The 26861-nt window shown below is 67.6% G+C and carries 24 protein-coding genes; 7 read left to right on the top strand and 17 right to left on the bottom strand.

What is annotated here, in order from left to right:
* Positions 1 to 14: 14 nt before the first annotated feature.
* The 3 genes from ACP7AS_RS05025 to ACP7AS_RS05015 all read right to left on the bottom strand — a co-directional run bounded on the left by ACP7AS_RS05025 (position 15) and on the right by ACP7AS_RS05015 (position 1969).
* Positions 15 to 638: a thioredoxin domain-containing protein gene (locus ACP7AS_RS05025; RefSeq protein ID WP_426027767.1), complete on the bottom strand. Its 624-nt coding sequence runs from the start codon at positions 636 to 638 to the stop codon at positions 15 to 17.
* 8 nt (positions 639 to 646) lie between these two features.
* Positions 647 to 1300 carry a thioredoxin domain-containing protein gene (locus ACP7AS_RS05020; RefSeq protein ID WP_426027766.1) on the bottom strand — a complete coding sequence of 218 codons (654 nt, stop codon included), beginning with the start codon at positions 1298 to 1300 and terminating at the stop codon, positions 647 to 649.
* Between the two features lie 102 nt (positions 1301 to 1402).
* Entirely contained in the window at positions 1403 to 1969 is a 567-nt protein-coding gene (locus ACP7AS_RS05015; protein WP_426027765.1) for a DUF721 domain-containing protein, read from the bottom strand.
* Positions 1970 to 1990: 21 nt separating this feature from the next.
* On the opposite strand from ACP7AS_RS05015, the gene mutY reads away from it, so the two are divergent.
* Complete coding sequence (mutY, locus tag ACP7AS_RS05010) at positions 1991 to 3034, top strand: A/G-specific adenine glycosylase (protein ID WP_426027764.1); 1044 nt, start codon at positions 1991 to 1993, stop codon at positions 3032 to 3034.
* Here mutY and ACP7AS_RS05005 read toward each other — a convergent pair.
* The 3 genes from ACP7AS_RS05005 to ACP7AS_RS04995 form a co-directional block, all read right to left on the bottom strand.
* Positions 3027 to 5174, bottom strand: a complete 2148-nt coding sequence (locus ACP7AS_RS05005) for a glycogen debranching N-terminal domain-containing protein (RefSeq protein ID WP_426027763.1) — start codon at positions 5172 to 5174, stop codon at positions 3027 to 3029. The two genes, mutY and ACP7AS_RS05005, sit on opposite strands and share 8 nt — an antisense overlap.
* A gap of 109 nt (positions 5175 to 5283) precedes the next feature.
* A complete protein-coding gene (locus tag ACP7AS_RS05000; RefSeq protein ID WP_426027762.1) occupies positions 5284 to 6396 on the bottom strand; it encodes a glycosyltransferase family 4 protein in 1113 nt (370 codons plus the stop codon).
* Between the two features lie 130 nt (positions 6397 to 6526).
* Positions 6527 to 7606 (bottom strand): site-specific DNA-methyltransferase, encoded by a 1080-nt coding sequence (locus ACP7AS_RS04995; RefSeq protein WP_426027761.1) that lies wholly within the window; start codon positions 7604 to 7606, stop codon positions 6527 to 6529.
* Between the two features lie 173 nt (positions 7607 to 7779).
* Between ACP7AS_RS04995 and ACP7AS_RS04990 the strand changes: the two genes are divergently transcribed.
* From ACP7AS_RS04990 to ACP7AS_RS04980, 3 genes are all read left to right on the top strand, one after another.
* Positions 7780 to 9858, top strand: coding sequence for a catalase (locus ACP7AS_RS04990; RefSeq protein WP_426027760.1), 2079 nt, complete (start codon positions 7780 to 7782; stop codon positions 9856 to 9858).
* Between the two features lie 853 nt (positions 9859 to 10711).
* Positions 10712 to 13402 (top strand): pyruvate, phosphate dikinase, encoded by a 2691-nt coding sequence (gene ppdK, locus ACP7AS_RS04985; RefSeq protein WP_426027759.1) that lies wholly within the window; start codon positions 10712 to 10714, stop codon positions 13400 to 13402.
* 180 nt (positions 13403 to 13582) lie between these two features.
* Positions 13583 to 14113 carry a porin family protein gene (locus tag ACP7AS_RS04980; protein ID WP_426027758.1) on the top strand — a complete coding sequence of 177 codons (531 nt, stop codon included), beginning with the start codon at positions 13583 to 13585 and terminating at the stop codon, positions 14111 to 14113.
* A gap of 77 nt (positions 14114 to 14190) precedes the next feature.
* Here ACP7AS_RS04980 and ACP7AS_RS04975 read toward each other — a convergent pair whose 3' ends face one another.
* Positions 14191 to 14454, bottom strand: a complete 264-nt coding sequence (locus ACP7AS_RS04975) for a hypothetical protein (RefSeq protein ID WP_426027757.1) — start codon at positions 14452 to 14454, stop codon at positions 14191 to 14193.
* A 129-nt stretch (positions 14455 to 14583) separates the two neighbouring features.
* On the opposite strand from ACP7AS_RS04975, the gene ACP7AS_RS04970 reads away from it, so the two are divergent.
* Positions 14584 to 15069, top strand: a complete 486-nt coding sequence (locus ACP7AS_RS04970; protein WP_426027756.1) for a hypothetical protein — start codon at positions 14584 to 14586, stop codon at positions 15067 to 15069.
* On the opposite strand, the gene ychF is transcribed toward ACP7AS_RS04970, so the two are convergent.
* The 7 genes from ychF to ACP7AS_RS04935 form a co-directional block, all read right to left on the bottom strand.
* Entirely contained in the window at positions 15062 to 16156 is a 1095-nt protein-coding gene (ychF, locus tag ACP7AS_RS04965; protein WP_426027755.1) for a redox-regulated ATPase YchF, read from the bottom strand. The two genes, ACP7AS_RS04970 and ychF, sit on opposite strands and share 8 nt — an antisense overlap.
* 137 nt (positions 16157 to 16293) lie before the next feature.
* Positions 16294 to 16773: a copper chaperone PCu(A)C gene (locus ACP7AS_RS04960; protein ID WP_426027754.1), complete on the bottom strand. Its 480-nt coding sequence runs from the start codon at positions 16771 to 16773 to the stop codon at positions 16294 to 16296.
* A 62-nt stretch (positions 16774 to 16835) separates the two neighbouring features.
* A complete protein-coding gene (gene pth, locus ACP7AS_RS04955) occupies positions 16836 to 17456 on the bottom strand; it encodes an aminoacyl-tRNA hydrolase (protein ID WP_426027753.1) in 621 nt (206 codons plus the stop codon).
* Between the two features lie 78 nt (positions 17457 to 17534).
* Positions 17535 to 18224 (bottom strand): 50S ribosomal protein L25/general stress protein Ctc, encoded by a 690-nt coding sequence (locus ACP7AS_RS04950; protein ID WP_426027752.1) that lies wholly within the window; start codon positions 18222 to 18224, stop codon positions 17535 to 17537.
* Between the two features lie 140 nt (positions 18225 to 18364).
* Positions 18365 to 19465, bottom strand: a complete 1101-nt coding sequence (locus ACP7AS_RS04945) for a hypothetical protein (protein WP_426027751.1) — start codon at positions 19463 to 19465, stop codon at positions 18365 to 18367.
* 126 nt (positions 19466 to 19591) lie between these two features.
* The gene (locus tag ACP7AS_RS04940; RefSeq protein WP_426027750.1) at positions 19592 to 20743 is read right to left on the bottom strand and encodes a hypothetical protein; all 1152 of its coding nucleotides are present in this window, start codon (positions 20741 to 20743) and stop codon (positions 19592 to 19594) included.
* Between the two features lie 80 nt (positions 20744 to 20823).
* Positions 20824 to 21759: a ribose-phosphate pyrophosphokinase gene (locus ACP7AS_RS04935; RefSeq protein ID WP_426027749.1), complete on the bottom strand. Its 936-nt coding sequence runs from the start codon at positions 21757 to 21759 to the stop codon at positions 20824 to 20826.
* Positions 21760 to 21964: 205 nt separating this feature from the next.
* On the opposite strand from ACP7AS_RS04935, the gene ACP7AS_RS04930 reads away from it, so the two are divergent.
* Complete coding sequence (locus tag ACP7AS_RS04930) at positions 21965 to 22822, top strand: outer membrane protein assembly factor BamD (RefSeq protein WP_426027748.1); 858 nt, start codon at positions 21965 to 21967, stop codon at positions 22820 to 22822.
* A gap of 144 nt (positions 22823 to 22966) precedes the next feature.
* Positions 22967 to 24667, top strand: a complete 1701-nt coding sequence (gene recN / locus ACP7AS_RS04925; protein ID WP_426027747.1) for a DNA repair protein RecN — start codon at positions 22967 to 22969, stop codon at positions 24665 to 24667.
* 37 nt (positions 24668 to 24704) lie between these two features.
* On the opposite strand, the gene ACP7AS_RS04920 is transcribed toward recN, so the two are convergent.
* The 3 genes from ACP7AS_RS04920 to ACP7AS_RS04910 all read right to left on the bottom strand — a co-directional run bounded on the left by ACP7AS_RS04920 (position 24705) and on the right by ACP7AS_RS04910 (position 26822).
* Positions 24705 to 25508: an inositol monophosphatase family protein gene (locus ACP7AS_RS04920; RefSeq protein ID WP_426027746.1), complete on the bottom strand. Its 804-nt coding sequence runs from the start codon at positions 25506 to 25508 to the stop codon at positions 24705 to 24707.
* Positions 25509 to 25612: 104 nt separating this feature from the next.
* Positions 25613 to 26182 (bottom strand): elongation factor P, encoded by a 570-nt coding sequence (efp, locus tag ACP7AS_RS04915; protein WP_426027745.1) that lies wholly within the window; start codon positions 26180 to 26182, stop codon positions 25613 to 25615.
* Positions 26183 to 26273: 91 nt separating this feature from the next.
* Positions 26274 to 26822: a tryptophan-rich sensory protein gene (locus ACP7AS_RS04910; RefSeq protein WP_426027744.1), complete on the bottom strand. Its 549-nt coding sequence runs from the start codon at positions 26820 to 26822 to the stop codon at positions 26274 to 26276.
* Positions 26823 to 26861: the final 39 nt, after the last annotated feature.

The raw sequence follows: 26861 nt of genomic DNA, 5'->3' as shown, positions 1-26861 counted from the left end.
GGGTTCCTACGCGGTCAACGGCTCGGCGCGGCCGCCCGGATCGCGACCTCCAGCCCGCCCAGAGAGCGGTCCGTCACCCGGCGTCCGTTGACGAAGAAGGCGGGTGTGGTGGTGGCGTCGGCGACAACGGCACTGTCGATGTCCCGGTTGATGGCGGCCCGGGTGGCCGGGGTCGCGACGCAGGCATCGATCTGGGCCCGCGTCCGCCCGCTGACGGCGATGGCCGGTGCATACCAGGCGTCCACCGTGCCGCCATTCAGAACGGCTTGCTGGCCGTGCATCAGACTGGCCGCGACGTCGAAGAAGCGGTCGGGCACCGCGCAGCGTGCCAGCGCGGCCGCCGGCAGAGACATCTCTTCCGGTGGCGTCGGCAGGTTGCGGAACACAAGCCGGACCTGACCCGTGTCGATGAACCGGGTCTTGAACACCGGATAGACGAACATATGCCAGTCAGCGCAGTGGTTGCAGGCGAACGAGGCGTATTCGATCACCGTCACCGGGGCGTCTGCCCGCCCGATGCTGCGGTCCGCCGCCGTCACGGCCGCGACCGGTTCGGTCGCGACCGCCGGCACTGACGCCGCGACCACAGGGGCCGCGATCGTCAGCGCCAGGATCAGAATGACACGCGACGGGCGCACCGGCGCGATCAGCCCTTCGCCAGCTCGGCGTCGATGGCCTTCGACAGATCGGCCATGGTCGCACCCTCTTCACCGGGCGAGATCACCTGAACGCCGTTGACGAAGAAGGCCGGAGTGCCCGTGACGCCGGCCTTCATGGCGGCCTGCGAACGCTCTTCCGACGCCTTCAGATTGGCCGGATCCTTGATGCAGGCCTCGATCTGCTGGTTGTTTAGACCGGCGCCGTTGCCGACGCGGAACAGGGTGTCGCGCGGGTTGACGCCCGCTCGCCATTCGGCCTGGCTGGCCATGATGCCGTGGATGACGTCGAAATATTTGTCCTCGCCGGCGCAGCGGGCGATCATGAAGCCGGCCGCCGCGACATTCGCGGGCGGGGTCGGCAGTTCACGGAAGACGTAACGGACCTTGTTGGTGTCGACATAGGCGGCCTTGAACGCCGGCCAGGTCGTTTCCTGCCATGCTGCACAGTGCGGGCAGGTGACCGAGGCGTATTCCACCACGGTGACCTTGGCCCCCTCGGCGGCACCCAGGGCCATGTCACCCTCGGCGGTTCCACCCGCGCCCCCGCCGCCGCAACCGGCCAGTGTGGCCATGGCGGCCATGGCGGCGGCAGTCATCGCCGCGCGGCGGCTCATGGCGGCGTATTTGGTCTGGGCGCTCATGGCGTCATCCTCAACGGGCGGTGTGAATCTGGGAAGCATCGCGCGATTCCCCGCGATCGCGCGTGTTCTGGCACTGTCGAGAACAGAAACGGCAAAGTTTTGTCAACGCCCCGCGCGGTCGCGGCCTTTCGAGGGATCGCCCAGAACGGCGCGCCCCAGCCGTTCCAGCGGCCCTTTCAGACTGTCGGGCGCGTCCGCGACGGCCGCTTTCAGCGCCGCCTCGTCCTGGGCGCCCAGCGGTTGTGCCGCCCGGCGCGGCTTTGGCGGGGCCGCGATGTCCGAGGGCGGTTTCACCGGCCCCTGCGCGATCCGCAGCTTGTCGACGCTGCCGGCACCGAGGAACAGATTGACCCGTGCGAGGATGTCTTCCGACTGATGCTGCACCAGCAGGGCCGCGGGTCCCGCCACGCGCAGTTCCAGCGTGCCGCCCGCGCCGCCGCGTCCCTTGGTCAGTTTCTGCGGGCGCGTGACCCGCGCCAGCCGGTCGCCGACGATCTCGCGCCAGCGCGGCTCAAGCGCCTGGGCCCCGCGGCCGAATTTGGCGTCCAGTTCCTTGATCAGCCCTTGCAGCGCCCGGCCGGCCTTGGGCGCGGAACGTGGCACCGGACGCGTACGCTTGCGCGACAGGATTTCGCGGACCTCGGCGTCAGTGGGCAGCGTGCGGCGCATTTCCGGGTTATAGCGCGGTCGATGCCCCCCGTCCCGGTTCACCCGCCCGCCGACCTGTCCGCCTTCCGCGCGGCCCTGCTGGACTGGTATGACGCCCATGGCCGCACCCTCGCCTGGCGCGCCTCGCCCGGCGCGGCGTCACCCGAGCCTTACCGGGTCTGGCTGTCCGAGGTCATGCTGCAGCAGACCACCACCCCGCACGCCACGCCCTATTTCCACAGTTTCACCGTCCGCTGGCCGACCGTCTCGGACCTCGCCGCGGCCGGGGACAGCGATGTCATGGCCGCCTGGGCGGGCCTCGGCTACTACGCCCGCGCCCGCAACCTGCTGGCCTGCGCCCGCGCCGTGGCCCGAGACCATGGCGGCGTCTTTCCGGACACGGAGGCGGGCCTGCTGGCCCTGCCGGGCGTCGGGGCCTATACTGCCGCCGCCGTTGCGGCCATTGCCTTCGGCCGGGCCGCCAACGTCGTCGACGGCAATGTCGAGCGCGTTATGTCCCGCCTGTTCGCCGTCGAGACGCCGTTGCCCGCCGCCAAACCGGAGCTGAAACGGCTTGCCGCCACGCTCGTCGCCGGGGACCGTCCGGGCGACTGGGCCCAAGCCCTGATGGATCTCGGTGCCACCGTCTGCCGCCCCGGCAGGCCGACCTGCGAGCGGTGCCCGTTGACCCGCTGGTGCGCGGGTTTCCGGACGGGCGCGCCGGAACGCTATCCCCTCAAGACAAAAAAGACCGAGCGGCCGCACCGCACGGGCACAGCCTGGGTCCTGCGCGACGCAGCCGGGCGGGTGGCTCTGGTCCGCCGGCCGGACAAGGGCTTGCTGGGCGGGATGACCGGGCTGCCGACGTCCGACTGGTCCGTGGATGCGGCTGTCGCCTCGCCGCCGGTCGCTGCCGACTGGCAGGATGCGGGCGCGATCGAGCACGTGTTCACCCATTTCTCGCTGACGCTGTCCGTGCAGACGGCGACCGGAACGGGCGACTTTCTCTGGACCCATGCTGACGAGGCGCTGGTCTCCCTGCCGACCGTTTTCAGCAAGGCGCTGGAGCGCGCGCTGGCTAGCTGACCGTCCGCACCGATACCGAGCCCTCGCGGCGTTTCGGAATGACGACCGTATGGTTGCCCAGCTGCTGGAACGACAAGTCCACGACGCCGTCCCCGACCTGCAAATTGGTCACATTCAGCCGGTCGATCCCGGCCGGCAGCACCGGGTCGTCGATCTCGACCACGCCGCGGACGGCGTCGATGCTGATGCCCAGGGCCGATTGCAGCATGAGGAACACCGACCCCGCCGCCCAGGCCTGGGGTAAGCAGGCCACTGGATAGGCGATTGGCTGCTCGCCCGGCTGACGTTCGAAGCCGCAGAACAGCTCGGGCAGGCGCAGGTGGAAATGGGTCGCCGAGGCGTAGATCTCGCCCAGCAGCAGGGCCACCGCCCGCCGCTCGCCATAGCGGGCCATGCCCGCCGCCGCCATGGCCGTGTCGTGGGGCCAGACCGAGCCGTTGTGATAGCTGATCGGATTGAACCGCGCCTGGCCCGTCGCCAGCGTGCGCACGCCCCAGCCCGAGCGGAACTCGGCCCCCAGCAACCGCTTCGTCACCCGTTTCGCCCGCTCCGGCGACGGCAGGCCGGTGAACAGCAGATGGCCCGCGTTGGAGCCGATCGACCGGCACGGCGCGCCGTCCCCGTCCAGGGCGATGGCGTAGAAGCCCTCATCCTCCATCCAGAACCGGTCCTCGACCAGGGCCCGGACCCGCGCGGCCTGACCCGCCCATTCCGCCTGCCGCTCATCGCCCAGCGTCGCCGCCAGATCCGCCATCGCCTGCCAGGCCGCATAGGCATAGCCCTGCACCTCGAGCAGGGCGACCGGCCCCTTGGGGAAACGGCCGTCGGTGTGGAAGATGGAATCCTCGCTGTCCTTCCAGCCCTGGTTGGACAGGCCCGTTTCAGCCCCGCGCTGATAGCTGATCAGGCCGTCGCCCTCGATGTCGCCATGGTCCTTCATCCAGCCCGTGGCGGCGATCAGATTGGGCCATAGCGCGCGGATCAGCGCGAAATCCCCGGTCCGCCGGGCGTAGGCACCCGCCAGGGCCACGAACAGGCAGGTGGTGTCGACCCCGCCGTAGTAGAGGCCGAACGGCACCTCGCCGAGGGCGCTCATCTCGCCGCCCCGGGTCTCGTGCATGATCTTGCCGGGGGCCGCGTCCTGGAAGGCCGAGAATTCCGTCGCCTGCCGCATGGCCAGATAGGTCAGCACCCCCTTGGCCAGGGACGGATCCAGCCACAGCATCTGCCAGGCGGTGATGATGCCGTCGCGCCCGAACGGTGTCGAGAACCACGGCACGCCCGCATAGGGGTAGGGGCCGGTCGGCAGGTCGGTGGTCAGAAGGGCGACGTCGGCGCGGCTCTGATCCAGCCAGTCATTGAACCGCGGACTGCGCGGCCCCCTCAGCGAGGCCCCGCGCCGCCGCCGGGTCCGCATCGCCACCCGCGCCTGCAGGGCGTTCAGGCGGAAGCGCCGTTCGTCCGGTTGATCGCAGGAGTCGAGGCCGCATTCGATATAGAGATCGCTGCGCTTGCCCTTGGGCAGGCTGAACATGAACTCGGCCCGCGATCCGTTCAGCCGGGCGGGCGGTTCCGAGAAGGCGAGGCAGCTCGTGCGGCGCACCGCGTCCAGCCCGACATAGGCGAACGTCACCCGCCGACCGTCGTGGGTCGGCGCCTCGGTCGTTCCGCGCTTCTCGCGCAGGGTCCCCCGGACCTGGAAGATGTCGGCGAAATCTGCACCGAAATCGACCGCCAGCGGCAGCAGGACATCCTCGATCCCGTGGTTGACGATCCGCACCCGCTCGAACAGCCGCCGGTCCCAGACGAAGCGCCGCCGCTCGATGTGCAGCACCCCCGCCGGGGCCGAGCGCCCGCCCATGGGCGGCAGCGGCCGGTTGGTCGAATGGCAGGTGAAGAAGACGTTGTCCTGGCTGACGCCCGAACTCAGCCGCGACGGCCGCGCCAGACCGACGGTCATCACCAGCCGCGACAGGATACGCGTGTCGTGGTCGAACAGGCCGTCGGCCCCGCCCTTCATGTCGCCCCAGCCGTCGGCGACCGCGAAGGTGTCGGCGTCCTTCAACGCCATCAGCCGTTCCAGCCCGTCGGCTTCCGAGGTGTCGGCGGCGGTGGTCTGAACGGAATAGGCGTCGTCCATCGGGGCTCCATGGGTGGTTTCAGGAAGGCCTGAAGGTTTCACCCGAATGGGGACGCAAGAGGGCCCCCCGGTACGGTAATGGACGAAGTCGCGGGCGGTTCAGCCGCGATCAGCCGTTGATCGCGAAGCTGCGGCCCTCATGCGCCCGCATCGGTGTCACCACATCCGCCAGCGGCTCTTCCGCGAAAGGGCGTTTGGCCAGCAGGTCGCCATAGACGTCCAGGTAGCGCCGGGCCATGGCCGTGGCCGAGAAGCGCAGGTCGAAACGCGCCCGGATGGCCTCGCGGTCCAGCAGATGCGCCCGACCGGCGGCCGCAATGGCCTGTTCCAGGGTGTCGACAAGGAAGCCGGTCTCGCCGTCCTCGATGACCTCGGGCGTCGATCCGCAGCGGAAGGCCACGACCGGCGTACCGCAGGCCATGGCCTCGATCATCACCAGGCCGAAGGGCTCCGGCCAGTCGATCGGGAACAGCAGCGCGTCCGCTCCGCCCAGGAACGCGGACTTCTGATGGTCGCCGATCTCGCCGACGAACTCGATCAGCGGATTGCCGTCGATCATCGGCTGGATGACCGTCTCCCAATAGGCCTTGTCGGCCGCGTCGACCTTGGCCGCCATCTTCAAAGGCTTGTTCAGCGCCGTTGCGATCTGGATGGCCCGGTCCGGCCGCTTCTCGGGCGAGATCCGGCCGAGGAAGGCGAGGTAGCCGCTGGATTTCGGCGAGAAGCGGTAGGTCTCGCCCGGCATGCCGTGGTGGACGGTGGCCTTCCAGTTGGCCAGCGGCAGGGGCCGGCGCTGGTCGTCAGAGATCGACACCAGGCCGAACTCGGGCCAGCGCTCGTAGACGCCGCCGATATCCTTCATGTCCAACCGCCCGTGCAGCGTGGTCAGCGTCTTGTCGGAGTGGCGTCCGAACATCGGAAACTGGATCATGTCGGTGTGGAAATGGATCACGTCAAAATCGTCGGCGCGCTTCAGCACCTCGGCCAGCATGACCATGTGCGCCGCCAGATCGGACTTCAGCGGCGCCGCGTCCAGCCGGATTGCCTGATCCCTCACAGACACCAGTCGCGCGCGTGTCTCGGCGTCCGCCGAGGCGAACAGGGTCACGTCATGCCCCAGATCGACGAGGGCGTCGGTCAGGTGGGCCACCACGCGCTCGGTGCCGCCGTACAGCCTTGGCGGCACGGCTTCGTACAGCGGTGTGACCTGGGCGATCTTCATGGCGCATGCTCCCGCCGCCCCTGACACGGGCGTCGGAATATCAACCATCTTGCAAGTGCGAAGTTCCCTGAACGCCGACTTTTCCTGTGCGAAACCGGCGACTTAGACGATCTGAAATGTCAGCAACCGCTCATTGCATCCCGGCGCGGACCTCGGCCCTCAGGGTGTCGATCGACCTAAGTCCCTGATCTGTCTTGAATCGCCAGTAGGTCCAGCCATTGCAGGCGGGCGCGTTCTCGAACAGCGCGCCCATCTTGTGGATCGAGCCGCTCAGCTCGCCCGCGACCAGGGATCCGTCGGCCCGAACCCGCGCCTCGCGGTCGCCCTTGGGGCAGTACAGCTTGTCGCCCGGCGACAGCAGGCCGGCCTCGACCAGCGCCCCGAACGGCACCTTCACCTCGGCCCGCTTCGAGCCCATGACGACCAGATCCTCGGGCGAGGCGGGGATCACCGCCTTGATCCGCTTCTCGGCCACCTTGGCATAGGTCTCGTCGCGCTCGATGCCGATGTAATGACGGCCCAGCCGCTTGGCGGCGGCCCCGGTGGTCCCGGTGCCGAAGAAGGGGTCCAGCACCACGTCGCCGGGCCGCGTCGCCGCCATCAGCACCCGGTGCAGCAGACCCTCGGGCTTCTGGGTGGGATGCGCCTTCCGGCCTTCGGCGTCCTTGATCCGCTCCTCGCCGGTGCAAAGCGCCAGCGTCCAGTCGGACCGCATCTGGACGTCCTCGTTGAAGGCTTTCAGGGCGTCGTAGTTGAAGGTGTAGCGCTTCTGGTCCCGGCTGCGGGCGGCCCAGATCAGGGTCTCGTGGGCGTTGGTGAAGCGGGTGCCCTTGAAATTCGGCATGGGGTTGGACTTGCGCCAGATGATGTCGTTCAGCACCCAGAAGCCCAGATCCTGTATCGCCGTGCCCAGGCGGAAGACGTTGTGATAGCTGCCGATCACCCAGATCGAGCCTTCCGGTTTCAGCACCCGGCGGCACTCGGCCATCCATTCGCGGGTGAAGGCGTCATAGGCGGCGAAGCTGTCGAACTTGTCCCAGTCGTCGTCGACCGCGTCGACCAGGCTGTTGTCGGGGCGCAGCAGGTCGCCGCCCAGTTGCAGATTATAGGGCGGATCGGCGAAGACCATGTCCACGCAGGCGTCGGGCAGGGACCGCAACACCGCGATACAGTCGCCCCTCATGACGACGTCGGTCTTGAACTCGGACATGGATGGTCGGCCCCGTACTGCTTGAAGGCCGATTGGTGAATCATCGCGGTTAAGGCGGGGTTTAGGCGGCGACGCATTGGACAGGCCGCGGCCAAAATAAGATACGGCCAAGCTGAAGCCAGCGGGCCCGATGAGCGTTGCGAGGAAAGCTCACTCTCCCGTCAGGACCTCCCATGGCTGCCTCAAAACCCACAACCGTCGCCGGAAACGGCGGAGAAACCCATCAGACCGCCTCGACGCCCGAGACGCGCATCACCACCAACCACGGCGTTCCCGTCAGCGACAATCAGAACTCGCTGAAGGCAGGGTCGCGCGGTCCGACCCTGCTGGAGGACTTCGTCCTTCGCGAGAAGATCCAGCATTTCGACCACGAGCGCATTCCCGAGCGCATCGTCCACGCTCGCGGCTCGGCCGCGCACGGCGTGTTCGAACTCACCGAAAGCCTTGAGGAATATACCACGGCGAAAATCCTCACCGAGGTCGGCAAACAGACCGAGCTCTTCACCCGCTTCTCGACCGTCGCCGGCGGTGCCGGCTCGGTCGACACGCCCCGCGACGTGCGCGGCTTCGCGGTGAAAATGTACACGACCGAAGGCAACTGGGACCTGGTCGGCAACAACATCCCGGTCTTCTTCATCCAGGACGCGATCAAATTCCCCGACCTGGTCCACGCCGTGAAGATGGAGGCCGATCGCGGCTATCCCCAGGCGGCCAGCGCCCATGACACCTTCTGGGACTTCGTGGGCCTGATGCCCGAGACCACCCACATGATCATGTGGGCCATGTCCGACCGGACCATTCCGCGCTCGCTGCGCATGATGGAGGGCTTCGGGGTCAACACCTACCGCCTGATCAATGCGGCGGGCGAGGCGACCTTTGTGAAATTCCACTGGCGCCCCCGGCTGGGGACCCAGTCGACCTGCTGGGACGAGGCGGTCAAGATCGCCGGCGCCGATCCCGACTACCACCGCCGCGACCTGTTCGAGGCCATCGACGCGGGCGACTTCCCCGAGTGGGATTTCGGCGTCCAGTTGCTGACCCAGGCCGAGGCCGACGCCCTGCCGTTCGACATCCTCGACGCGACCAAGCTGATCCCGGAGGAAATCCACCCCGTCCGCATGGTCGGCAAGATGACCCTCAACCGCAACCCCGACAATTTCTTCGCCGAGACCGAACAGGTCGCCTTCCTGCCCACCAACATCGTCCCGGGCATCGATTTCTCCGAGGATCCCCTGCTGCAGGGGCGGCTGTTCTCCTACCAGGACACACAGCTGTCGCGGCTCGGCACGGTCAATTTCCACCAGCTGCCGATCAATCAGGCCAAGGGTTGCCCGTTCCAGAACATGCAGCGCGACGGCCAGATGCAGACCCGGGTCTTCACCGGCCGCGCCAACTATGAGCCTAACAGCCTCAGCCGGGCGGGCGAGGAGGGCGGGCCGCGCGAGGACCCCAAGGGCGGCTTCCGCAGCTTCGAGGTTCCGGTGGAGGAAACCAAGGTCCGGCTCCGCGCCGAAAGCTTCGCCGACCACTACAGCCAGGCCCGCCTGTTCTTCCGCTCCCAGAGCGACATCGAACAGGCTCACCTCGCCAGCGCCCTGGTGTTCGAACTGTCCAAGTTGACCATGGACCACGTGCGCAACCGCGTTCTGGCCAACATCCGCAATGTCGACGAGACCCTCGCCCAGCGCGCCGCCGACGGGCTCAACGTCGCCCTGCCGCCGAAGAGCGATGCGGCCGCCCAGCCGTTCGACATGGATGCCTCGCCGGCCCTGCGCATCGTCGGCAAATATCCCGACACCCTGAAGGGCCGTGCGGTCGGCATCCTCGTCACCGACGGTGCTGACGGCGCGGTGGTCGACGCGGTCAAGGCGGCGGCCGAGGCCGACGGTGCGACGGTCAAGATCGTCGCTCCGAAGATCGGCGGGGTCACGCTGAAGGGCGGCAAGACGCTGAAGGCCGACGGTCAGCTCGCCGGCACGCCGTCGGTCGTGTTCGACGCCGTGGCGCTGGTCCTGTCCGAAGCGGGCTGCGCCGAACTGCTGAAGGAGAGCGCGGCGATCGACTTCGCCGCCCACGCCTTCGCCCACCTGAAGGCTATCGGGCACACGCCGGAGGCCCAGCCCCTTCTGGACAAGGCCGGTGTGGCGAAGGACGCCGGCGTCATCGACCTGGCCAAGGGCACCGACGCCTGGCTCAAGCCGGCCCGCACCCGCCAGTGGGGCCGCGAGCCGAAGGTGCGCATGCTGGCCTGACAGCGACACGGCGGGGGCGACGGGTTCAGGATCGACCGAGGCTTGCCATTTTCCGTGCATCCCCGCGAAGGCGGGGTCCCAGGCGACCGCACACGGCACCTCCCGTCTCCTCCCTGTTCGCGTAGCGAATGGGGAGGGGGACCGCGTAGCGGTGGAGGGGTAGAAGCAGGGAGCGCGGGCCGGCGCCCCTCCACCCCTTCGGAGTCCCCCTCCCCATCGGCTTCGCCGACAGGGAGGAGACACTGCGAGCCATCCACCGCCAGCCAGACGATTTCACCCGCCTAACCCGCTGTTTTAAATGATATAGCCAGACAGCTACCGTCATCTCCCCGCCGCATCTGCGCCCCGTGCGACACTGCTCCCTGTCCCGTCGCACCGGGAGGCTCGCTCGGCCGGCGATCCGAAGCGGCGGCGGGAGCGGAAGGAAGCGGGCCGCGACCGGTCCCCTCTCGGGGATCGGGACGCGGGCTGACGGGGCTGCAACGTCCAGTCGGCGAGGGGCGGTGACCGAATACCCGTCCGGACCAGCAGGCAGTCGTCGCTGCCGCTGCCCGCCGCGTTCAGAAGGGGAACTCGTCAACAGCGAGGCGTAGCCCCGCGCACGTGGAAGCGCCCTCCGCGCGGAGCGTCCGGTCTTCGTCGAAACGGTATTTCTCTACGCTTTTCCGGGCGAGGGCCCGGACGCTCCGCCAAGCCTCCCGCTCGACCTGCCGCGCCTGCGCGGCGGGTCGAAGACCGCTGCCCGCTATCCGGAACGTCACACCGGCTCACGGATTGTTACGACCCCGGCCTCGCCTTCGCGGGCGCAGCACGTTAGTCAGGCGGCATACGACCAAGGCTCAGGGGCTTGTCTATGACTCAGTGGGTGTACGGCTTCGGCGGCGGGTCCGCCGACGGCGACGCGTCGATGAAGAACCTGCTCGGCGGCAAGGGTGCGAACCTGGCCGAGATGTCCTCGCTCGGCCTGCCGGTGCCCCCCGGCTTCACCATCACTACCGAAGCCTGCGTCCACTACTATTCCAGCGGCCAGACATATCCGGACGCCCTGGCGGCCCAGGTCGCTGCGGGCCTGGCAAAGGTCGAGGCCGTCGTCGGCAAGACCTTCGGCGACGCGAAAAACCCGCTTCTGGTCTCGGTCCGCTCGGGGGCCCGCGCCTCGATGCCCGGCATGATGGACACCGTCCTCAACCTCGGCCTGAACGACGAGACGGTCGAGGGTCTGGCCGCCCTGTCCGGCGACCGTCGCTTTGCCTTCGACAGCTATCGCCGCTTCATCACCATGTATTCCAGCGTGGTCCTCGGCCTCTCGCACGACGATTTCGAGGGGGTTCTGGACGACCACAAGGACCGTCTGGGCATCACCATCGACACCGACCTGACGGCCGGTGACTGGGAAAAGGTCGTCGCCGACTACAAGGCGGTGGTCGAGGACCGGCTCGGCCAGCCCTTCCCGCAGGATCCGAATGACCAGCTGTGGGGCGCGGTCTCGGCCGTCTTCGCCAGCTGGATGAACGACCGGGCCAAATTCTATCGCCGCATGCACGACATCCCCGAAAGCTGGGGCACGGCGGTCAATGTCCAGTCGATGGTGTTCGGCAATATGGGCGACACCTCGGCCACCGGCGTTGCCTTCACCCGCAACCCGTCGACCGGCGAGGCCCGGCTGTACGGCGAGTTCCTGATCAACGCCCAGGGCGAGGACGTCGTCGCCGGCATCCGCACGCCCCAGTCGCTGACGAAGATCGGTCGCGAGGAGATGGGCGAGACCGCCCCCTCGATGGAAGAGGCCATGCCGGTCGTCTTCGCCGAATTCGTCGAGGTCGTCGGCCGGCTCGAGAGCCACTACCGCGACATGCAGGATATCGAGTTCACGGTTGAACAGGGCCGGCTGTGGATGCTGCAGACCCGCAACGGCAAGCGCACCGCCAAGTCGGCGCTCAAGATCGCCGTCGACCTGGCCGCCGAGGGCGTGATCTCGCAGGAGGAGGCCATCTCCCGCGTCGAACCCTCGGCTCTGGACCAGCTGCTGCACCCCACGCTCGACCCCAACGCGGTCCGGACCGTCGTCGCCGCCGGCCTGCCCGCCTCACCGGGCGCGGCGACCGGCAGGATCGTGTTCGACGCCGACGAGGCGGAGCGACTGTCCCAGCTCGGCGACGCCGTCATTCTGGTGCGCGAGGAAACCTCGCCCGAGGACATCCACGGCATGCACGCCGCACGCGGCATCCTGACGGCCCGGGGCGGCATGACCAGCCACGCGGCGGTCGTCGCCCGCGGCATGGGGCGGCCCTGCGTCTGCGGCATCCACGAACTGTCGATCGACGAGCGCGCCGGCACCTTCACCGCCCGGGGCCGCGTCTTCAAGGCCGGCGAGGTCATCACCATCGACGGCTCGAAGGGCGAGGTGCTCGAAGGGGCGGTCGCGATGATCGAGCCGGAGCTGACCGGTGACTTCCAGACCCTGATGGCCTGGGCCGACAAGGTGCGTCGTCTGAAGGTGCGCGCCAATGCCGAGACCCCGCTGGATGCCCGCACCGCGCGCGGCTTCGGTGCCGAGGGCATCGGCCTGTGCCGGACCGAGCACATGTTCTTCGACGACGCCCGCATCGCTGCCGTGCGCGAGATGATCCTCGCCGATGACGAAGCCGGCCGCCGCCTGGCCCTCGCCAAGATCGCACCGTTCCAGAAGTCCGACTTCGTCGAGCTGTTCCGGATCATGGCCGGCCTGCCGGTCACGGTTCGCCTGCTCGATCCGCCGCTGCACGAATTCATCCCCCACACCGACGCCGAGATCGACGCGCTGGCGATCGCCCAGAGACTGGACGCCGCCAAGCTGAAGCGGCGGGCGAAGGAGCTGCACGAGACCAACCCCATGCTCGGCCACCGCGGCTGCCGCTTGGGTGTCGCCTATCCCGAGATCTACGAAATGCAGGTCCGGGCCATCCTCGAGGCGGCGCTTGAGGTGAAGAAAACCGCGTCAGAGGCCCCCATCCCCGAGATCATGCACCCGCTGGTGGCCCTGGGTCTCGAGATGAAATACCTGCGCGAACTGACCGACCGTACCGCCGAGGCCGTCTTCGCCGAGGCGGGGGAACGTGTCGACTATCTGGTCGGCACGATGATCGAACTTCCGCGCGCCGCCCTGCGCGCCGCCGACCTGGCCGAGCACGCTGAATTCTTCAGCTTCGGCACCAACGACCTGACCCAGACCACCTTCGGCATCAGCCGCGACGATTCCGGCCGCTTCCTGCAGGCCTATATGGACAAGGGCATCTTCGAGACCGATCCCTTCGTCCGCCTCGATCAGGACGGCGTCGGCGACCTGATCCGCATCGCCGCCGAACGGGGCGGGGCGGCCCGGCCCGGCATCAAGATGGGCATCTGCGGCGAACACGGCGGCGATCCGTCCTCGATCGCCTTCTGCGAGACCGTCGGCCTCGACTACGTCAGCTGCTCGCCCTACCGCGTGCCGATCGCGCGCCTTGCCGCCGCCCAGGCCGCCCTGCATGCCCGCGCCGGCACGGAGCGCGAGAAGGACCGCTGACAGGTCGTCTCCGGCGTCGCCACGAAGATGCCTGAGTTGATGTAACGCGGTCTGTGCCTCGCGTCACACAGTTGTCGGCATGTATCGAAACGCCTCTGGAACGGAGCGTGCGCCGACCTATTTGTGTCTCCGCTGGATGGGGCTGGCAGCCGTTGGTTGCCACATCTGTAGGATACAAAAATGCGTAACGTTCTTCTCGCCACGGCTGCCCTGACTCTTCTCGCAGCGCCGGCCATGGCTCAAACCATCTCTGCACCGCAAGTAACCGGCTCGGTTGGCTACACCGTGCTCGACGGCGACGACGCCGACCTGGGTGCTATCACCGGCCGTCTGAACGCCAAATTCAACCGCTATGTCGGCGTTGAGGGCGAAGCCTCGTTCGGCGTCAAGGATGACGACATCTCGGTCGGCGGCGTGGACGGCAAGCTGTCCCATGAATACGACGCTGCCGCCTATGTGGTCGGTACCCTGCCGATCAGCCCGAACTTCGAACTGTTCGGTCGCGTCGGCTACGGCACGACCCGGATCAAGGCCGATGTCGCGGGCTTCACCGCCACCGAGGACGGCGAAAGCGTCAACTACGGCGCCGGTGCCAACTACTTCTTCGACGGCCGCAACGGCGTCCGCGCCGACTGGACCCGCCGCGACTTCACCGACGACAACGGCGGTGAACTCGACACCTACGGCCTGAGCTATGTTCGCCGCTTCTAAAGGCTGACGGCATCTGAAACGACGAAGGCGCGCATCCTCCCGGATGCGCGCCTTTTCGTTTGCCCGGGCGGATGGGTTCAGGCGACGCCGGGTTGCAGCGCCCAGCGCATCGAGCCTTCACCGAAGGGCTGGAAGAACAGGTCGCGGTATTTCTCGAACACCTCGACGATCCTGTTCGCCAGGTCCTGCGCCACGGTCTCACCACGCTGGCGTTTCATCGCCGCCACGCACTGAACCACATCGCGCTGGTGGGCCGAACCGCCCATGCGTTTGAGCACAGCGGCAATGTCCTGGGCGAGCGGGTCCACCTGGACCGCCCATGGATTGGTGTTCTGAGTCATGCGGGACGCCCCCTTGTTCTCGACACAAGCGAACCGGTCGCAAACTCTTGCCGCGGATGCAAGCGTGACCGCGAATTCGTGATCGACGCGAGGCATGGAGCCGTCGCTGCGGAACCGCGTTTGCCAAGTATGATCCTGCACCGCGCCCTTCCGTTCACCCTGTTTGCCCTCGCTGCCTGCGGCCAGTCCGGGGTCAATCCTCCGACAGCGCCCGCCGCGCCGATCAACACGCCCGAGGCCGAGGCACCGCCCCCGACCCCGCCGCCGGGCGTCGGCTCGATCATGCCGGGCTCGGGCCCCCAGACCTTCATCGGCCTGTGGGCCGCCAACCGCGCCTGGTGCATCAATCCCGCCGGTGCGCAGCGGCCGATCGCGATCAGCACCACGCGCTTTGAGGGCTATGAGAACAGCTGCGGGATTGTATCCGTCAGCCAGGTGGCTGACGGATATGAGGTTTCCCTGGCCTGCGCCGCCGAAGGCCAGACCTCCAGCGAGCGGGTGCGGATGAACGTCCAGGGCGACAATATGCGACTGACCTGGCTGAACCGGAACAGCGCGGTCGTCAGCCTGGCCCGCTGTCCGGTGCCGAGACCTGTGGTGATCCCGCCTAGTTGAACAGGAAGTTCATCACGTCGCCGTCCTTGACGACATAGGCCTTGCCCTCGGCGCGCAGCTTGCCGGCCTCGCGCGCTTTCGCCTCGCCCTTCAGCGTTACGAAATCATCGAAGGCGATGGTCTCGGCGCGGATGAAGCCCTTTTCAAAATCGGTGTGGATAACCCCGGCGGCCTGAGGGGCCGTGGCCCCGATGGGAATGGTCCAGGCCCGCGCTTCCTTGGGGCCGACGGTGAAATAGGACTGCAGACCCAGCAGGGCATAGGCCTCGCGAATCAGACGGTTCAGGCCCGGCTCGGCCAGACCGAGGCTTTCAAGGAACTCGGCCTGCTCGGCGGGGTCCAGGACGGCCAGTTCGGAATCGATCTTGGCCGAGATGACCACGGCCTTGGCGTTGTCGGCGGCCGCGCGCGTGGCGACCTGGTCGGACAGTTCATTGCCCTTGTCGGCCGAGTCCTCGTCGACGTTCGACACATAGAGGGCGGGGAGGGAGGTCAGCAGCTGCAGCATGTGCCACGCCTTCTCGTCCTCCTTGTCGACCTTGACCACGCGGGCGGGCTTGCCGGCGCGGAGCGGCGTCAGGGCCAGGTTGATGAGGCGAAGGGTCTGCTGGGCATCCTTGTCGCCGCCCTTTGCCTTCTTCTCCACGTTGACGACGCGCTTTTCGAGACTTTCGAGGTCTGCCAGCATCAGCTCGGTCTCGATGATTTCGAGGTCGCTGATCGGGTCGATGCGGTTCTCGACGTGGGTGATGTCGTCGTCGACGAAGCAGCGGGCCACGAAGGCCACGGCGTCACAGTCGCGGATGTTGGCCAGGAACTGGTTGCCCAGGCCCTCGCCCTTGGATGCGCCGCGCACGAGGCCGGCGATGTCGACGAAGGTGATCCGCGAGGGGATGATCTCCTTCGACCCGGCGATCGAGGCCAGGACGTCCAGCCGCGGCTCTGGCACGGCCACGTCGCCGGTGTTCGGCTCGATGGTGCAGAACGGATAGTTGGCGGCCTGTGCCGCCGCCGTCTTGGTCAGGGCGTTGAACAGGGTGGACTTGCCGACATTGGGCAGGCCGACGATCGCGACTTTAAGGGCCATGGGCGGGGGGCGGTTCCTGAAGCCTGATCAGCGGGTGGACGCAGGGTCCGGTCCGCTGACGGCGGCAATACAAATGGATGAGCGCGAGCCTTTAGCCGGTCGCGGCCCGTTTGTCAGGCTCGGGCGTCACAGAGCTGTCAGTGGGCGGTGGTCTGATCGTATTCCGATGCCACAGGCTGTGCGACCGTCGCCGTCACCTCGACGGGGGCCGCCGTGGCGAAGATCAGTTTCAGGGTGACTGTGTCGCCCACGGCCAGCGGCTCCTTGACGCCCAGAAGCATCAGATGATTGCCGCCCGGTGCCAGCGCCGTGGCCTGTCCGGCGGCCAGAGGCATGCCGTCCCGCATCTGCTGCATCATCATCATATTGCTCTCCATGCGGCTCTCATGGATCTGGACGATGTTGGCGTCCGGGCTTTCGACCGAAACCAGCCGGTCCGCGCCACTGGCTGTCAGCGTCATGTAGCAGCCGGTCGTCTGCCGGCCCCTGGGGGTCGGTCGACACAGGGCGTCGGCGACCTGGACCGTTGGTGCGCCAGGCGCGGGCGCTCGGTCGCCGGAGTTGCAGGCTGCGAGCGTCAGCAGGGCGGCGGCAGAGACGAGGGCGCGGAGAAACATGGCGGTGTCCTTGAAGGCTGGGCGCGGTCTATCCGGGCGCGCGACGTCAGACAAGGCGGCGGTCAGTCCTCGCCGCGAGCCGCTTGTCGCGGGCTGAATTTCGGGGCCGGAGCCAGACGCATGACTTCGGCCTGATACCGCTCATCGTCTCCACCCAGGGCGAAGGGCAGGGCGTCAGACACAGCGGCAAGCATCGGGTCCAGCCAGGCCTTGTCGGCCTTTTGGAAGTCGCCAAGCACATGCGGCATGACCAGGTGGCTCTCTCCGGGATGACCGACACCCATGCGCGCTCGACGGAAGTCCGCGCCCAGATGGCTGATCAGTGAACGGACACCGTTCTGGCCCGCCGCCCCGCCACCGGTCTTCATGCGGAACCGGCCCGGAGCCAGATCGATCTCGTCGTGGAAGACAATCACAGCCAATGGCTGGACCTTGTAGAAGCGCGCCGCCTCGCCGACCGCCCGACCACTCTCGTTCATGAACGTCTGCGGCTTCATCAGCAGAACCTTGACCGGCCCGGTCGCGGTTTCGACCTCGCCCTCGCGGATCACCGACTGAAATTTGGCGCGTTCTGGCCCGAACCGCCAACGCGAGGCGATCTCGTCGACGGCCATGAAGCCGATGTTGTGGCGGTTACCCTGATATTTGGGACCCGGATTGCCCAGGCCGGCGATGATGATCATGGCGCGAGGTCCGGATAAGGAAACGGCCCCGTCCGTTGCCGGATGGGGCCGCTCCAGTAGCAGGTTGTCGAGAGGCTATCAGCCCTCGGCGGTGTCTTCCGTGGCGGCTTCGCCCTGTTCGGTGGCTTCGACCTCGGCGGCCTCGGCCTCGACTTCAGCGGCGACTTCCGCATCGTGGGCTTCGTCGGCGGCGGCCGAGATGGCGGCCGAAGACGTCTTGATCGAGGCGATCACGAAATCACGGTCGGTGATCGTCGGCTCGACGTCTTCCGTGCCCTTCAGGTCGGTCCAGCGGATGGTGTCGCCCATCTTGTGGCCGGCCAGGTCGACGATCAGGTCTTCCGGGATGTGATCGGCGCGAACCTTCACCTCGACGGAGTGACGCACGACTTCCAGCGAACCGCCCTGACGGAAGGCTTCGCACTGGTCCTGGTTGATGAAGTGCACCGGAATTTCGATCTTGATGGTCTGCTTTTCGTCGACGCGCATCAGGTCGAAATGCAGCGGACGGTCCGACACGGGGTCGAACTGCACGTCGCGTGCGATGACGGGCTGGCTCTCGTCACCATACTTCAGCGTCACCAGGTGACCCAGAAGCTTGCCCGTGTAGAGCGACTTGCGGAAGTCGCGCTCGTTCACGGAAATCGCGACGGGGGCCTTGTCGCCGCCGTACAGTACCCCCGGGACCATGCCCGCACGACGCGCGGCGCGTGCGCCACCGGTGCCGACGCCATCACGGACGTCCACGTTCAGAATGATCTCGGCCATCGCCTCGCCTCAACAACACAAACGCCGCGCTGACCAGTCAGCCCTCGCGGCGGGGTCTAGGGACCCTGAATTCAAGAGCGCGGGTCATTACACGCAAGCGCACCGGGACGCAACAGCCTGACGCACCGCGTGTTGACGGCTCAGCGGCTGTTGTTCAACGCCGCCGTCGCCGAGACGGACGCCGCCGCCGCTTCCGCAGCCACAGGCGTCTGGACGGCTGTGGCATCGGGCGCGCCCCCGGCAACCGCCGTCTGGGGCACATCCACGGGCGCGGGGGTGATGTTCTGGGCCGTGCAGGTCGCCAAGTCGCGCGCCACGTGACGGCCCACGCAGAACATGTCCTCATAGCTGGGCCGCGATGCGGCCAGGCACTGGAACAGCATCAGCTTGGACATGTTCAGGCAGAATTCGCTGTTCTGCTCCACCGCGAGGGCTTCGGTATTGGCACGGGCCTCTTCTCCCCCGGCTCCCAGGGCGGCGAGGGCGGCGATGGCCAGAGACCGCACGACGGCCGGAGTATAGGGCGGTCCCGAGCGGGCCGCACCGAGTCCCAGCCCGGAACCGTTGTTGGCAGCGGCGAACAGACGGGATGACTCGTCAGCCGACGGCAGCATCTGCACGGCCGACAGGGCCTTGGCACCCTCCAGACGGGTGACCCGGTCGGCGATATGCACTGTGGCCCAGCGGCGTCGGGGGTCGTTGCGCTCCTGGATCGTGTAGGCGTCGCCCTCGACGGCGTCGGCAATGACCAGCATCGCCGCCGAATCGCGACCGATGGTGTCCACAATCAGCCCCGCGGCGGCGTCGGCACCCGGGAAGGTCGCGGCCGTGGCGGGATCGGCAAGGATTCGGGCAATCATCTGCTGACGCTGGGCGGGATCGACGGCGTAGGTCCGGACGCCCTGCACAAATTCCGGCGATTGCAGCGCCAGGATCGAGCCATAGGCGATCATGCCGCGCGAGAGCTGTGCCGGCTCATAGGACGCGCCCTTGCGGATCGCGGCCTGGATGGCCTCGGCGCTGTCGAAGCCGGCGCGGATGGTGGCAGCCTCGCGCATGAAGGCGACATAGATGGAGGCGGCCTGGGCCACGCCTTCATTCAGGCTGACGGCCGGGGGGGGCGCGACGGGCGGCGGGGGTGCGGGAGCCGGTTCCGGCTCGGGCGTGGCGCAACTGGCCAGGACAAAAGCGGCGGCGGCGGCGGCAAGCGAAAGGCCGCGGCGCGGGTAGGCCATGAACATGCGAAATTCCCCAGGACACGCACGACGCCGTGGCGGGGCGCCGAAACTCCAGATGCCTTATAACGCGCCGCGAATCGTTTGCCGATCACTAATCCGCCAGCCACAGCGTCGTGGAGGATCGCCGGATCAGTCGCCGGATGGACCCTGCGGAACAGGCGTCCCTGTCCCGATGTTCAGTTGTTCGGTCGGAGACACCGGCGAGCGCCGGGGCGGGTCCGGCGGAGCCGTGACAATGATCGACGGTGCATCGTCCGCCGGCACCACATCCGAAACCGTGACGGTGGCGGCGGGAAGAGCGGCAGCACGCGTACAGGTGGCCAGGTCGCGCACGATATGGCGGCCGACACAGAACATGTCCTCATAGTTCGGCCGCGACGCAGCAAGGCATTGGTACAGGTTGAGCTTTGACTCGTTCAGGCAGTTGCGGCTTGTCGGCTCAGACTGGAGGGCGACCGTATTGGCGTGCGCATCCTCGCCGCCCGCACCGAGGGCGGCGAGGGCAGCCAGCGCCAAGGCATTGGTCACCACGGGCGGAAAGGCGGGCTGACGGCGGCGACCGGCGGAGACGCCCAGTCCACCCCCGGTGTTGGCGGCTGCAAACAGGCGGGCTGTCTCTGCCGCGGACGGCGACATGGGCTGGCCCGAAAGGGCCTTGGCACCCGCAAGTCGGACCTCGCGGTCAGTGACGTGGGCGATGGCCCAGGATCTGCGGCCGTCGGCCTGAATGGCGTAGGCGTCATTCTCGATCGAGTTGGCCGCGGCGCTCAGGGCGTCAATGTCGACGTCCAGGGCGGCCATGATCAGACCCGCTGCCACATCCGCGCCGGGCAGGTAGGAGGCCGTGCGCGGGTCGGCGACGATGTCGGCGATCATCTTCTGCCGGCCGGCCGGATTGACGCCGTACTGGTTCACGCCGGCCACGAAGTCGGGCGACTGAAGTGCCACGATCGAGGCATAGGCGACCATGCCCCGGGAGATCTGGCCGGGATCATAGGCCGACCCCTTGCGCAGGGCGGCCTGAATCGCCTCGGGGCTTTCGAAGCCTCCGCGGAGGGTGGCGAGGTCACGGGCGAACGCCAGATAGACCGCCGCGTCCCGGGCGACGTCTTGGTTCAGGCTGATCGCGGGGGGTGTGCGGGCGGCCAGCGCGGCAGCTTCGGCGGCGACACGGATGGCCTCCGCCTCGGCCTCGGCCTTGCCCGAGGCGCAGCCCGCCAGAAGCGCGGCCGCGCACAGGGCGGCAAGCGAAAGGCCTTGGCGCATGGTGGCCGGATGCATGACATCTCCTCGACTGACTGTCGTGGAGCAGAGAACGTCCGACCGGCCATTTTGAGGCGGTCCGGACAAATGTTCGTAGGTCAGTCGAACAGTTTGGAGACCGATTCCTCGTTGGCGATCCGTCGGATGGCTTCGCCGATCAGCGGCGCGACCGAAACCGTGCGGATCTTTCCGCAGGTCAGAACTTCGTGAGGTTGTTCGATGGAATCGGTGATGACCAGTTCCTTCAGCGGGCCATCGGTCACGCGCTGGACGGCCGGGCCGGACAGCACGCCGTGACTGATATAGGCGGAAACCTCCGTGGCTCCCTTGTCCATCAGGGCCTTGGCGGCGTTGACCAGAGTCCCGCCGGAATCGACGATGTCGTCGAACAGAATGCAGCGCCGGCCCTCCACATCCCCGATGATGTTCATGACCTCGCTTTCGCCGGCGCGCGCACGGCGCTTGTCGACGATCGCCAGATCCGCATTGAGCCGCGACGCCAGCGACCGCGCGCGGACCACGCCACCCACATCGGGCGAGACGATCATCAGGTCATCTCCGCGCGGGTAGCGATCCCTGATGTCCTGGGCCAGCACGGGCGTGGCGACGAGGTTGTCGGTCGGAATGTCGAAGAAGCCCTGAATCTGTCCCGCGTGCAGGTCCATGGTCAGGACGCGGTGCGCGCCCGCCCGCGTGATCATATTGGCCACCAGTTTGGCTGAGATGGGCGTGCGCCCGCCGGTCTTCCGGTCCTGCCGCGCATAGCCGAAATAGGGCATGACGGCCGTGATCCGCCTCGCCGATGCCCTGACCAGGGCGTCGGTTATGATGAGCAACTCCATCAGGTTGTCATTGGCCGGATAGCTGGTCGACTGAATGACGAAGACGTCCTCGCCGCGGACGTTTTCCTCGATGACGGCGAAGACCTCATTGTCGGCAAACCGCTTCACCTGGGCCTTGGTGAGGGGCATGTCGAGGTGGGCCGCAATGGCCTGGGACAGGGTCCGGTTTGAATTGCCAGAGAGCAGCTTCATGTCCGGTCATCCTTTCGCCGTCATCGCCGGGCTGAGAATGCCGCCGTGGCGCTGGCGCGCTACATACCAGTGGACGGCTCCGCCACAAGGCGCGGCGCGTGTTTTTAAGGCTGTCTTCGCGCATTGGCGCAGACGAGTCCGCTGGTGTAGAGATCGCGTCTCGTTTTCGGGGGCGCCGACGGGTTCGCGCCCGCCGGCTATCATTTTGAGGTCGTCCTTGCCTGTTTTCAAGTTCCGCGCCGGCCTGATCCTGGCCACCGTGGCTGTTTCGGCCCTGACGATCTCGGCCTGTTCGGGCCGCACCAATCGTCCGCGCCTGGCCTATGAGGAGCGCCCGGTCGAGGCGCTCTACAACACGGGCTACCAGCGTATGCAGAGCAAGCGCTGGGCCGACGCCATCGACTATTTCCAGGAGGTCGAGCGCCAGCATCCGTATTCGGAGTGGTCGCGTCGCGCGATCCTGATGCAGATCTACGCCTACTATCAGAACAACAACTATGCCGAGGCCATCGCCGCTTCGGACCGGTTCATCCAGCTGTTCCCCGGGAATCCCAGTGCGCCCTATGCCTTCTACATGAAGGCGCTGTGCAATTTCGAACAGATCACCGACGTGGGCCGCGACCAGGGCTATGCCCAGGCGGCGCTGGACGGGCTGAAGGATGTTCAGCGTCGCTATCCCGGCACGTCCTACGCCATCGACGCCACGGTCAAGATCGACATGGTCAACGACCAGCTGGCCGGCAAGGAAATGGCCATCGGACGCTACTACCAGCGCGCCGGCCAGCCTCTGGCCGCTATCAACCGCTACAAGGCGGTCATCGACAACGAAGCCTTCCAGCGCACCTCGCACACGCCCGAGGCTCTATACCGTCTGGTCGAGGTCAATCTGATGCTGGGCCTCAAGGAAGAGGCGACCCGCAACGGCGCGGTTCTGGGTTTCAACTATCCGGGCAGCCCCTGGTACGCCGAGGCCTATGCCCTGCTGACCGAAGACGGTCGCCAGCCCGACGTCTCACCGACCGGTCAGCGCGAAAGCTGGCTGCGCCGGATCATCCCGGGCTGACGTTTCCGATATGTTCCGCTAACCTCGGGCTTTACCCGGGGGGCGAAAGGCCAGCATTCTCCGGCGTCGCCAGAGAGATCGATTCGCTTTGCCTCACCCTGATCCCTGCGCCGTCAGTCCCGTAAACCGCGAGGGAGCGGGCCCGTGCTGACCGCCCTTTCCATTCGCGACATCGTGCTGGTGGAGGCGCTCGACCTCAAGGTCGAGGGCGGCCTGACCGTGCTGACCGGCGAGACCGGGGCCGGCAAGTCGATCATCCTCGACGCCCTCGGTCTGGCGCTGGGCGCACGCGCCGACGCCGGCCTGGTGCGCGCGGGCGCCAAACAGGCCTCTGCCACCGCCGTCTTTACGGCCCCCGACGATTCTGCCCTGATCGAGATGATCGCCGAGCGCGGCTTCGACGTCGCGCCGGGCGAAGATCTGATTCTGCGCCGCACCGTGGCTGCTGACGGCCGCAGTCGCGCCTTCGTCAACGACCAGCCCGCGAGCGTCACCGCCCTGCGCGAGATCGGCCAGGCCCTCGTCGAGGTGCATGGCCAGCATGAAACCGTCGGCCTGCTGGACTGGAAGACGCACCGCGCCCTGCTGGACAACTACGGGGGCCTCCAGCCCCAGCTTCTCGGCGTCGCCGGTGCCGCCGAGCGTCTGAAGGTCGCCGACCGCACCGTCTCCGATCTCAAGGCCGCCGCCGCTGACGCCGCCTCGCGCGCTGAGGAGCTGACGCAGAACTTAGCCGACCTCGACGAACTGGATCCCCGGGCCGATGAGGAAACGGACCTGGCCGGGGAGCGCGCCATCCTCGGGGCGGCGGAAAAGGCCATCGGCGATCTGGCCGATGCCCGCACTCAGCTGGGCGGCGACAAGCTGGCCCAGAAATTGTCGGCGGCCCTGCGCGCCGTTGAACACGCGCGGCAACGGGCGGGGCAGGCGGGCACGGACCCCGAACACCCCCTGATGCAGAAGCTCTCCGCCGCCGCCGAGGCCATCGACCGCACCCTGGTAGAGGCCGAGGAGGCCATCGCCTGCGTCGACGCCGCGGCCAACGCCTTCGACTTCGAGCCCGGTCGCCTCGACAAGGCCGAGGAGCGGTTGTTCGCCCTGCGCGCCGCCGCCCGCAAGTTGAACACCTCGGTCGAGAGCCTGCCCGTGCTGCGCGTCCGCTTCCGCGACCAGCTGCGGCTGATCGAGGACGGGGCCGAAGCCATCAGCGTCGCCGAACGCGCCGCCTCGGCTGCGCGCGAAGCCTATGACGTCGCCGCCATGCTGCTGACCTCGGCGCGCGAGGCCGCCGCCCATCGCCTGACCACTGCGGTCATGACCGAGCTGGGCCCGCTGAAGCTGGATCGCGCCCGCTTCCGCGTCGCTTTCGAGCCGGTGACAGAGGGACGCCGCGGACCGCTGGGGGTCGAAACCACCCGCTTCGAGATCGCCACCAATGCCGGCACCGCCTTCGGCCCCTTGGACGCGATTGCGTCAGGCGGCGAACTGGCCCGCTTCGCCCTGGCCATGAAGGCGGCGCTGGCCGGGCGCGAGGATCAGCGCCAGCCGGTGATGATCTTCGACGAGGTCGATCAGGGCGTCGGCGGTGCCGTGGCCTCGGCCGTCGGTGCCCGCCTCGAACGGCTGTCGACGGGTGCCCAGGTGCTGGTCGTCACCCACAGCCCCCAGGTCGCCGCCCGCGGCCACGCCCACTGGAAGGTGCGCAAGTCCGACGCCGGCGGCCTGACCACAACCACGGTCGATGCATTGAACGACGACGCTCGTCGCGAAGAGATCGCACGCATGCTGTCGGGCGCGGTGGTCACGGACGAGGCCCGGGCGGCGGCCCGGTCGCTGATCGGGTGACCGCGTTCCTTCTCCCCTTGAGACAGAAGCGATTGGCCTAGCCCCGTAGCACCTTCAGCAGCTGCGGATGCAATTCCGAGTTCGTCGCCAGGATCTGTGCGCCCGTCTCGGGCCGGCCCTCGCCGTCGATGGTGGTGACCACGCCGCCGGCCTCGGTGACGAACAGGATGCCCGCCGCCACGTCCCACGGCTGGAGGTTGCGCTCATAGAATGCGTCGTACCGTCCGGCCGCGACCCAGGCGAAGTCTAGCGCGGCCGAACCCAGGCGGCGGATGCCCGCGACCCGCTGGCCGATGGCGTGGATGTCCTTGATCGACTGGGCATGGCCGGCCTTGCCGATGAAGGGCAGGCCGGTGGCGATGAGGCTTTCCGACAGGTCGCGGCGGCCGGCGACGCGGATGCGCTGGTCGTTCAGATAGCAACCCTTGCCCTTTTCGGCCCAGAAGAGCTCGTTCATCACCGGATTGTAGGTCACGCCCGCGACGATCTCGGACGAGCCGTCCGGTGCGGTGCGCTGCAGGCCCACGGTGATGGCGAAATGGGGCATGGCGTGCATGAAGTTTGTCGTGCCGTCGATCGGGTCGACGATCCACATGTGGGACTTGTCGGTCCCCTCGATCATGCCGCGCTCCTCGCCCAGGAAGCCGTAGCCCGGGCGAGCCTTCATCAGCAGTTCGTAAAGGCTGTCCTCGGCCTTGATGTCGGCGGCGGTGACGAAATCGCCGGGGCCCTTGCGCGACACCTGCAGTTGGGCGACCTCGCCGAAGTCGCGCAGCATCGGGCGGGCGGTCTTGCGGACCGCGTCAAGCATGACGGTGAGAAGGGCAGAGGCGAGGGCCATGGGGATCTCCTGGTCCGAAGGTCCTTGAAAGGCGTCAGCCCGGACAATCGGAGAAGGTCATGGAGGCGCAGGATCGCGCCTCCGGGTCGTGCTGTCGGTCGGGCCTATTCGGCGCGGCGGACGTACTCGCCGGTCGTGGTGTCGACGATGATCCGCTCGCCCACGCCCATGTACGGCGGGATCATGATGCGGACGCCATTGTTGGCGATGGCGGGCTTGTAGGAGGACGAGGCGGTCTGGCCCTTCACGGTCGGCTCGGTCTCGACCACTTCCAGTGTGACCTGATCGGGCAGGGTCAGGCCGATGGGCCGTTCCTCGTGCATTTCGATCGTGACCTTCATGCCGTCCTGCAGATAGGCGACACGGTCCTCGCCGACCCAGTCCTTCTGCAGTTCGGTCTGCTCGTAGGTCTGGTCGTCCATGAACACCAGGGCGTCGCCCTGCTCGTACAGATAGGAAAACTCCTTCTGTTCCAGCGTCACGCGCTCGACCTTGTCTTCCGACCGGAAGCGTTCGTTCAGCTTGTTGCCGGTCTCGAGGTTCTTGGCCTCGACGTTGGCGAAGGCACCGCCCTTGCCGGGCTTGACGTGGCTGGCCTTGGTCACGACCCACAGGCCCTTGTTGTGCTCAAGGACCATGCCGGGCTTGATGGTGTTGCCGTTGATCTTCGCCATGGGTGTCTCGGAAGGGATTGGGCGCAGCCTGCGATGGCGCGCGAACGGGCGCAGTCCCTAGAGGATGCGGCGTGATCCGGCAAGGCGCGGGTCAGTGAACGGTCGGGGCCTGGTCCCTCGACTTGCCCTGAACCAGATTGGCCAGATGCACCGATCCGCCGCTGGGCGCGGCCAGCTTGCCCGCGCGATTGTCCAGCTTGCGTGCTTCGTGGGCAAAGGCGGCCGCGAGGCCGGCGGACGACATGGCGGCCGCGATCTGCAGTCCACGACTGGCCGGCCGCATGGCAATCCAGACGGCGTTCAGCGCCTGGGCCGCCGCCCACAGACCCATGGCCGTCGTCCGCTCCGGCCGCGCCGGCGCGTTCCAGACCCGGACAGCCGACAGGGTGGTGACCGAAAAGACCGCCGGCAGGATCAGGCTCAGCGGCCCGCGCGGCCGCTCCGTGATCGGGGCGTCGTCGTCGGCCAGATGCATCGGCCGCGGCCGGATGGTGGTCCGCGCCAGAAGCGTGGCACCGAGGGCGAAACCGACGGTGACCGCCACGCCGAGGATGACATGACCGATGTCGCGCTGGTTGGCGTTGAGGAAGTCGCCGGCGGCGTCGCGGGCCTCGTCAAGAATGTCGTCGATATCGGTCACGCGCGGCTCTCCTGTCCGAGAACAGACAATGGCGGGACG

The sequence above is a fragment of the Brevundimonas sp. TWP2-3-4b2 genome, from assembly GCF_049897345.1.
In the GTDB taxonomy this organism is placed as follows: domain Bacteria; phylum Pseudomonadota; class Alphaproteobacteria; order Caulobacterales; family Caulobacteraceae; genus Brevundimonas.
The sequence above is the reverse complement of the archived record's forward strand: the minus strand, read 5'-3'. Positions and strand labels throughout refer to the sequence as shown.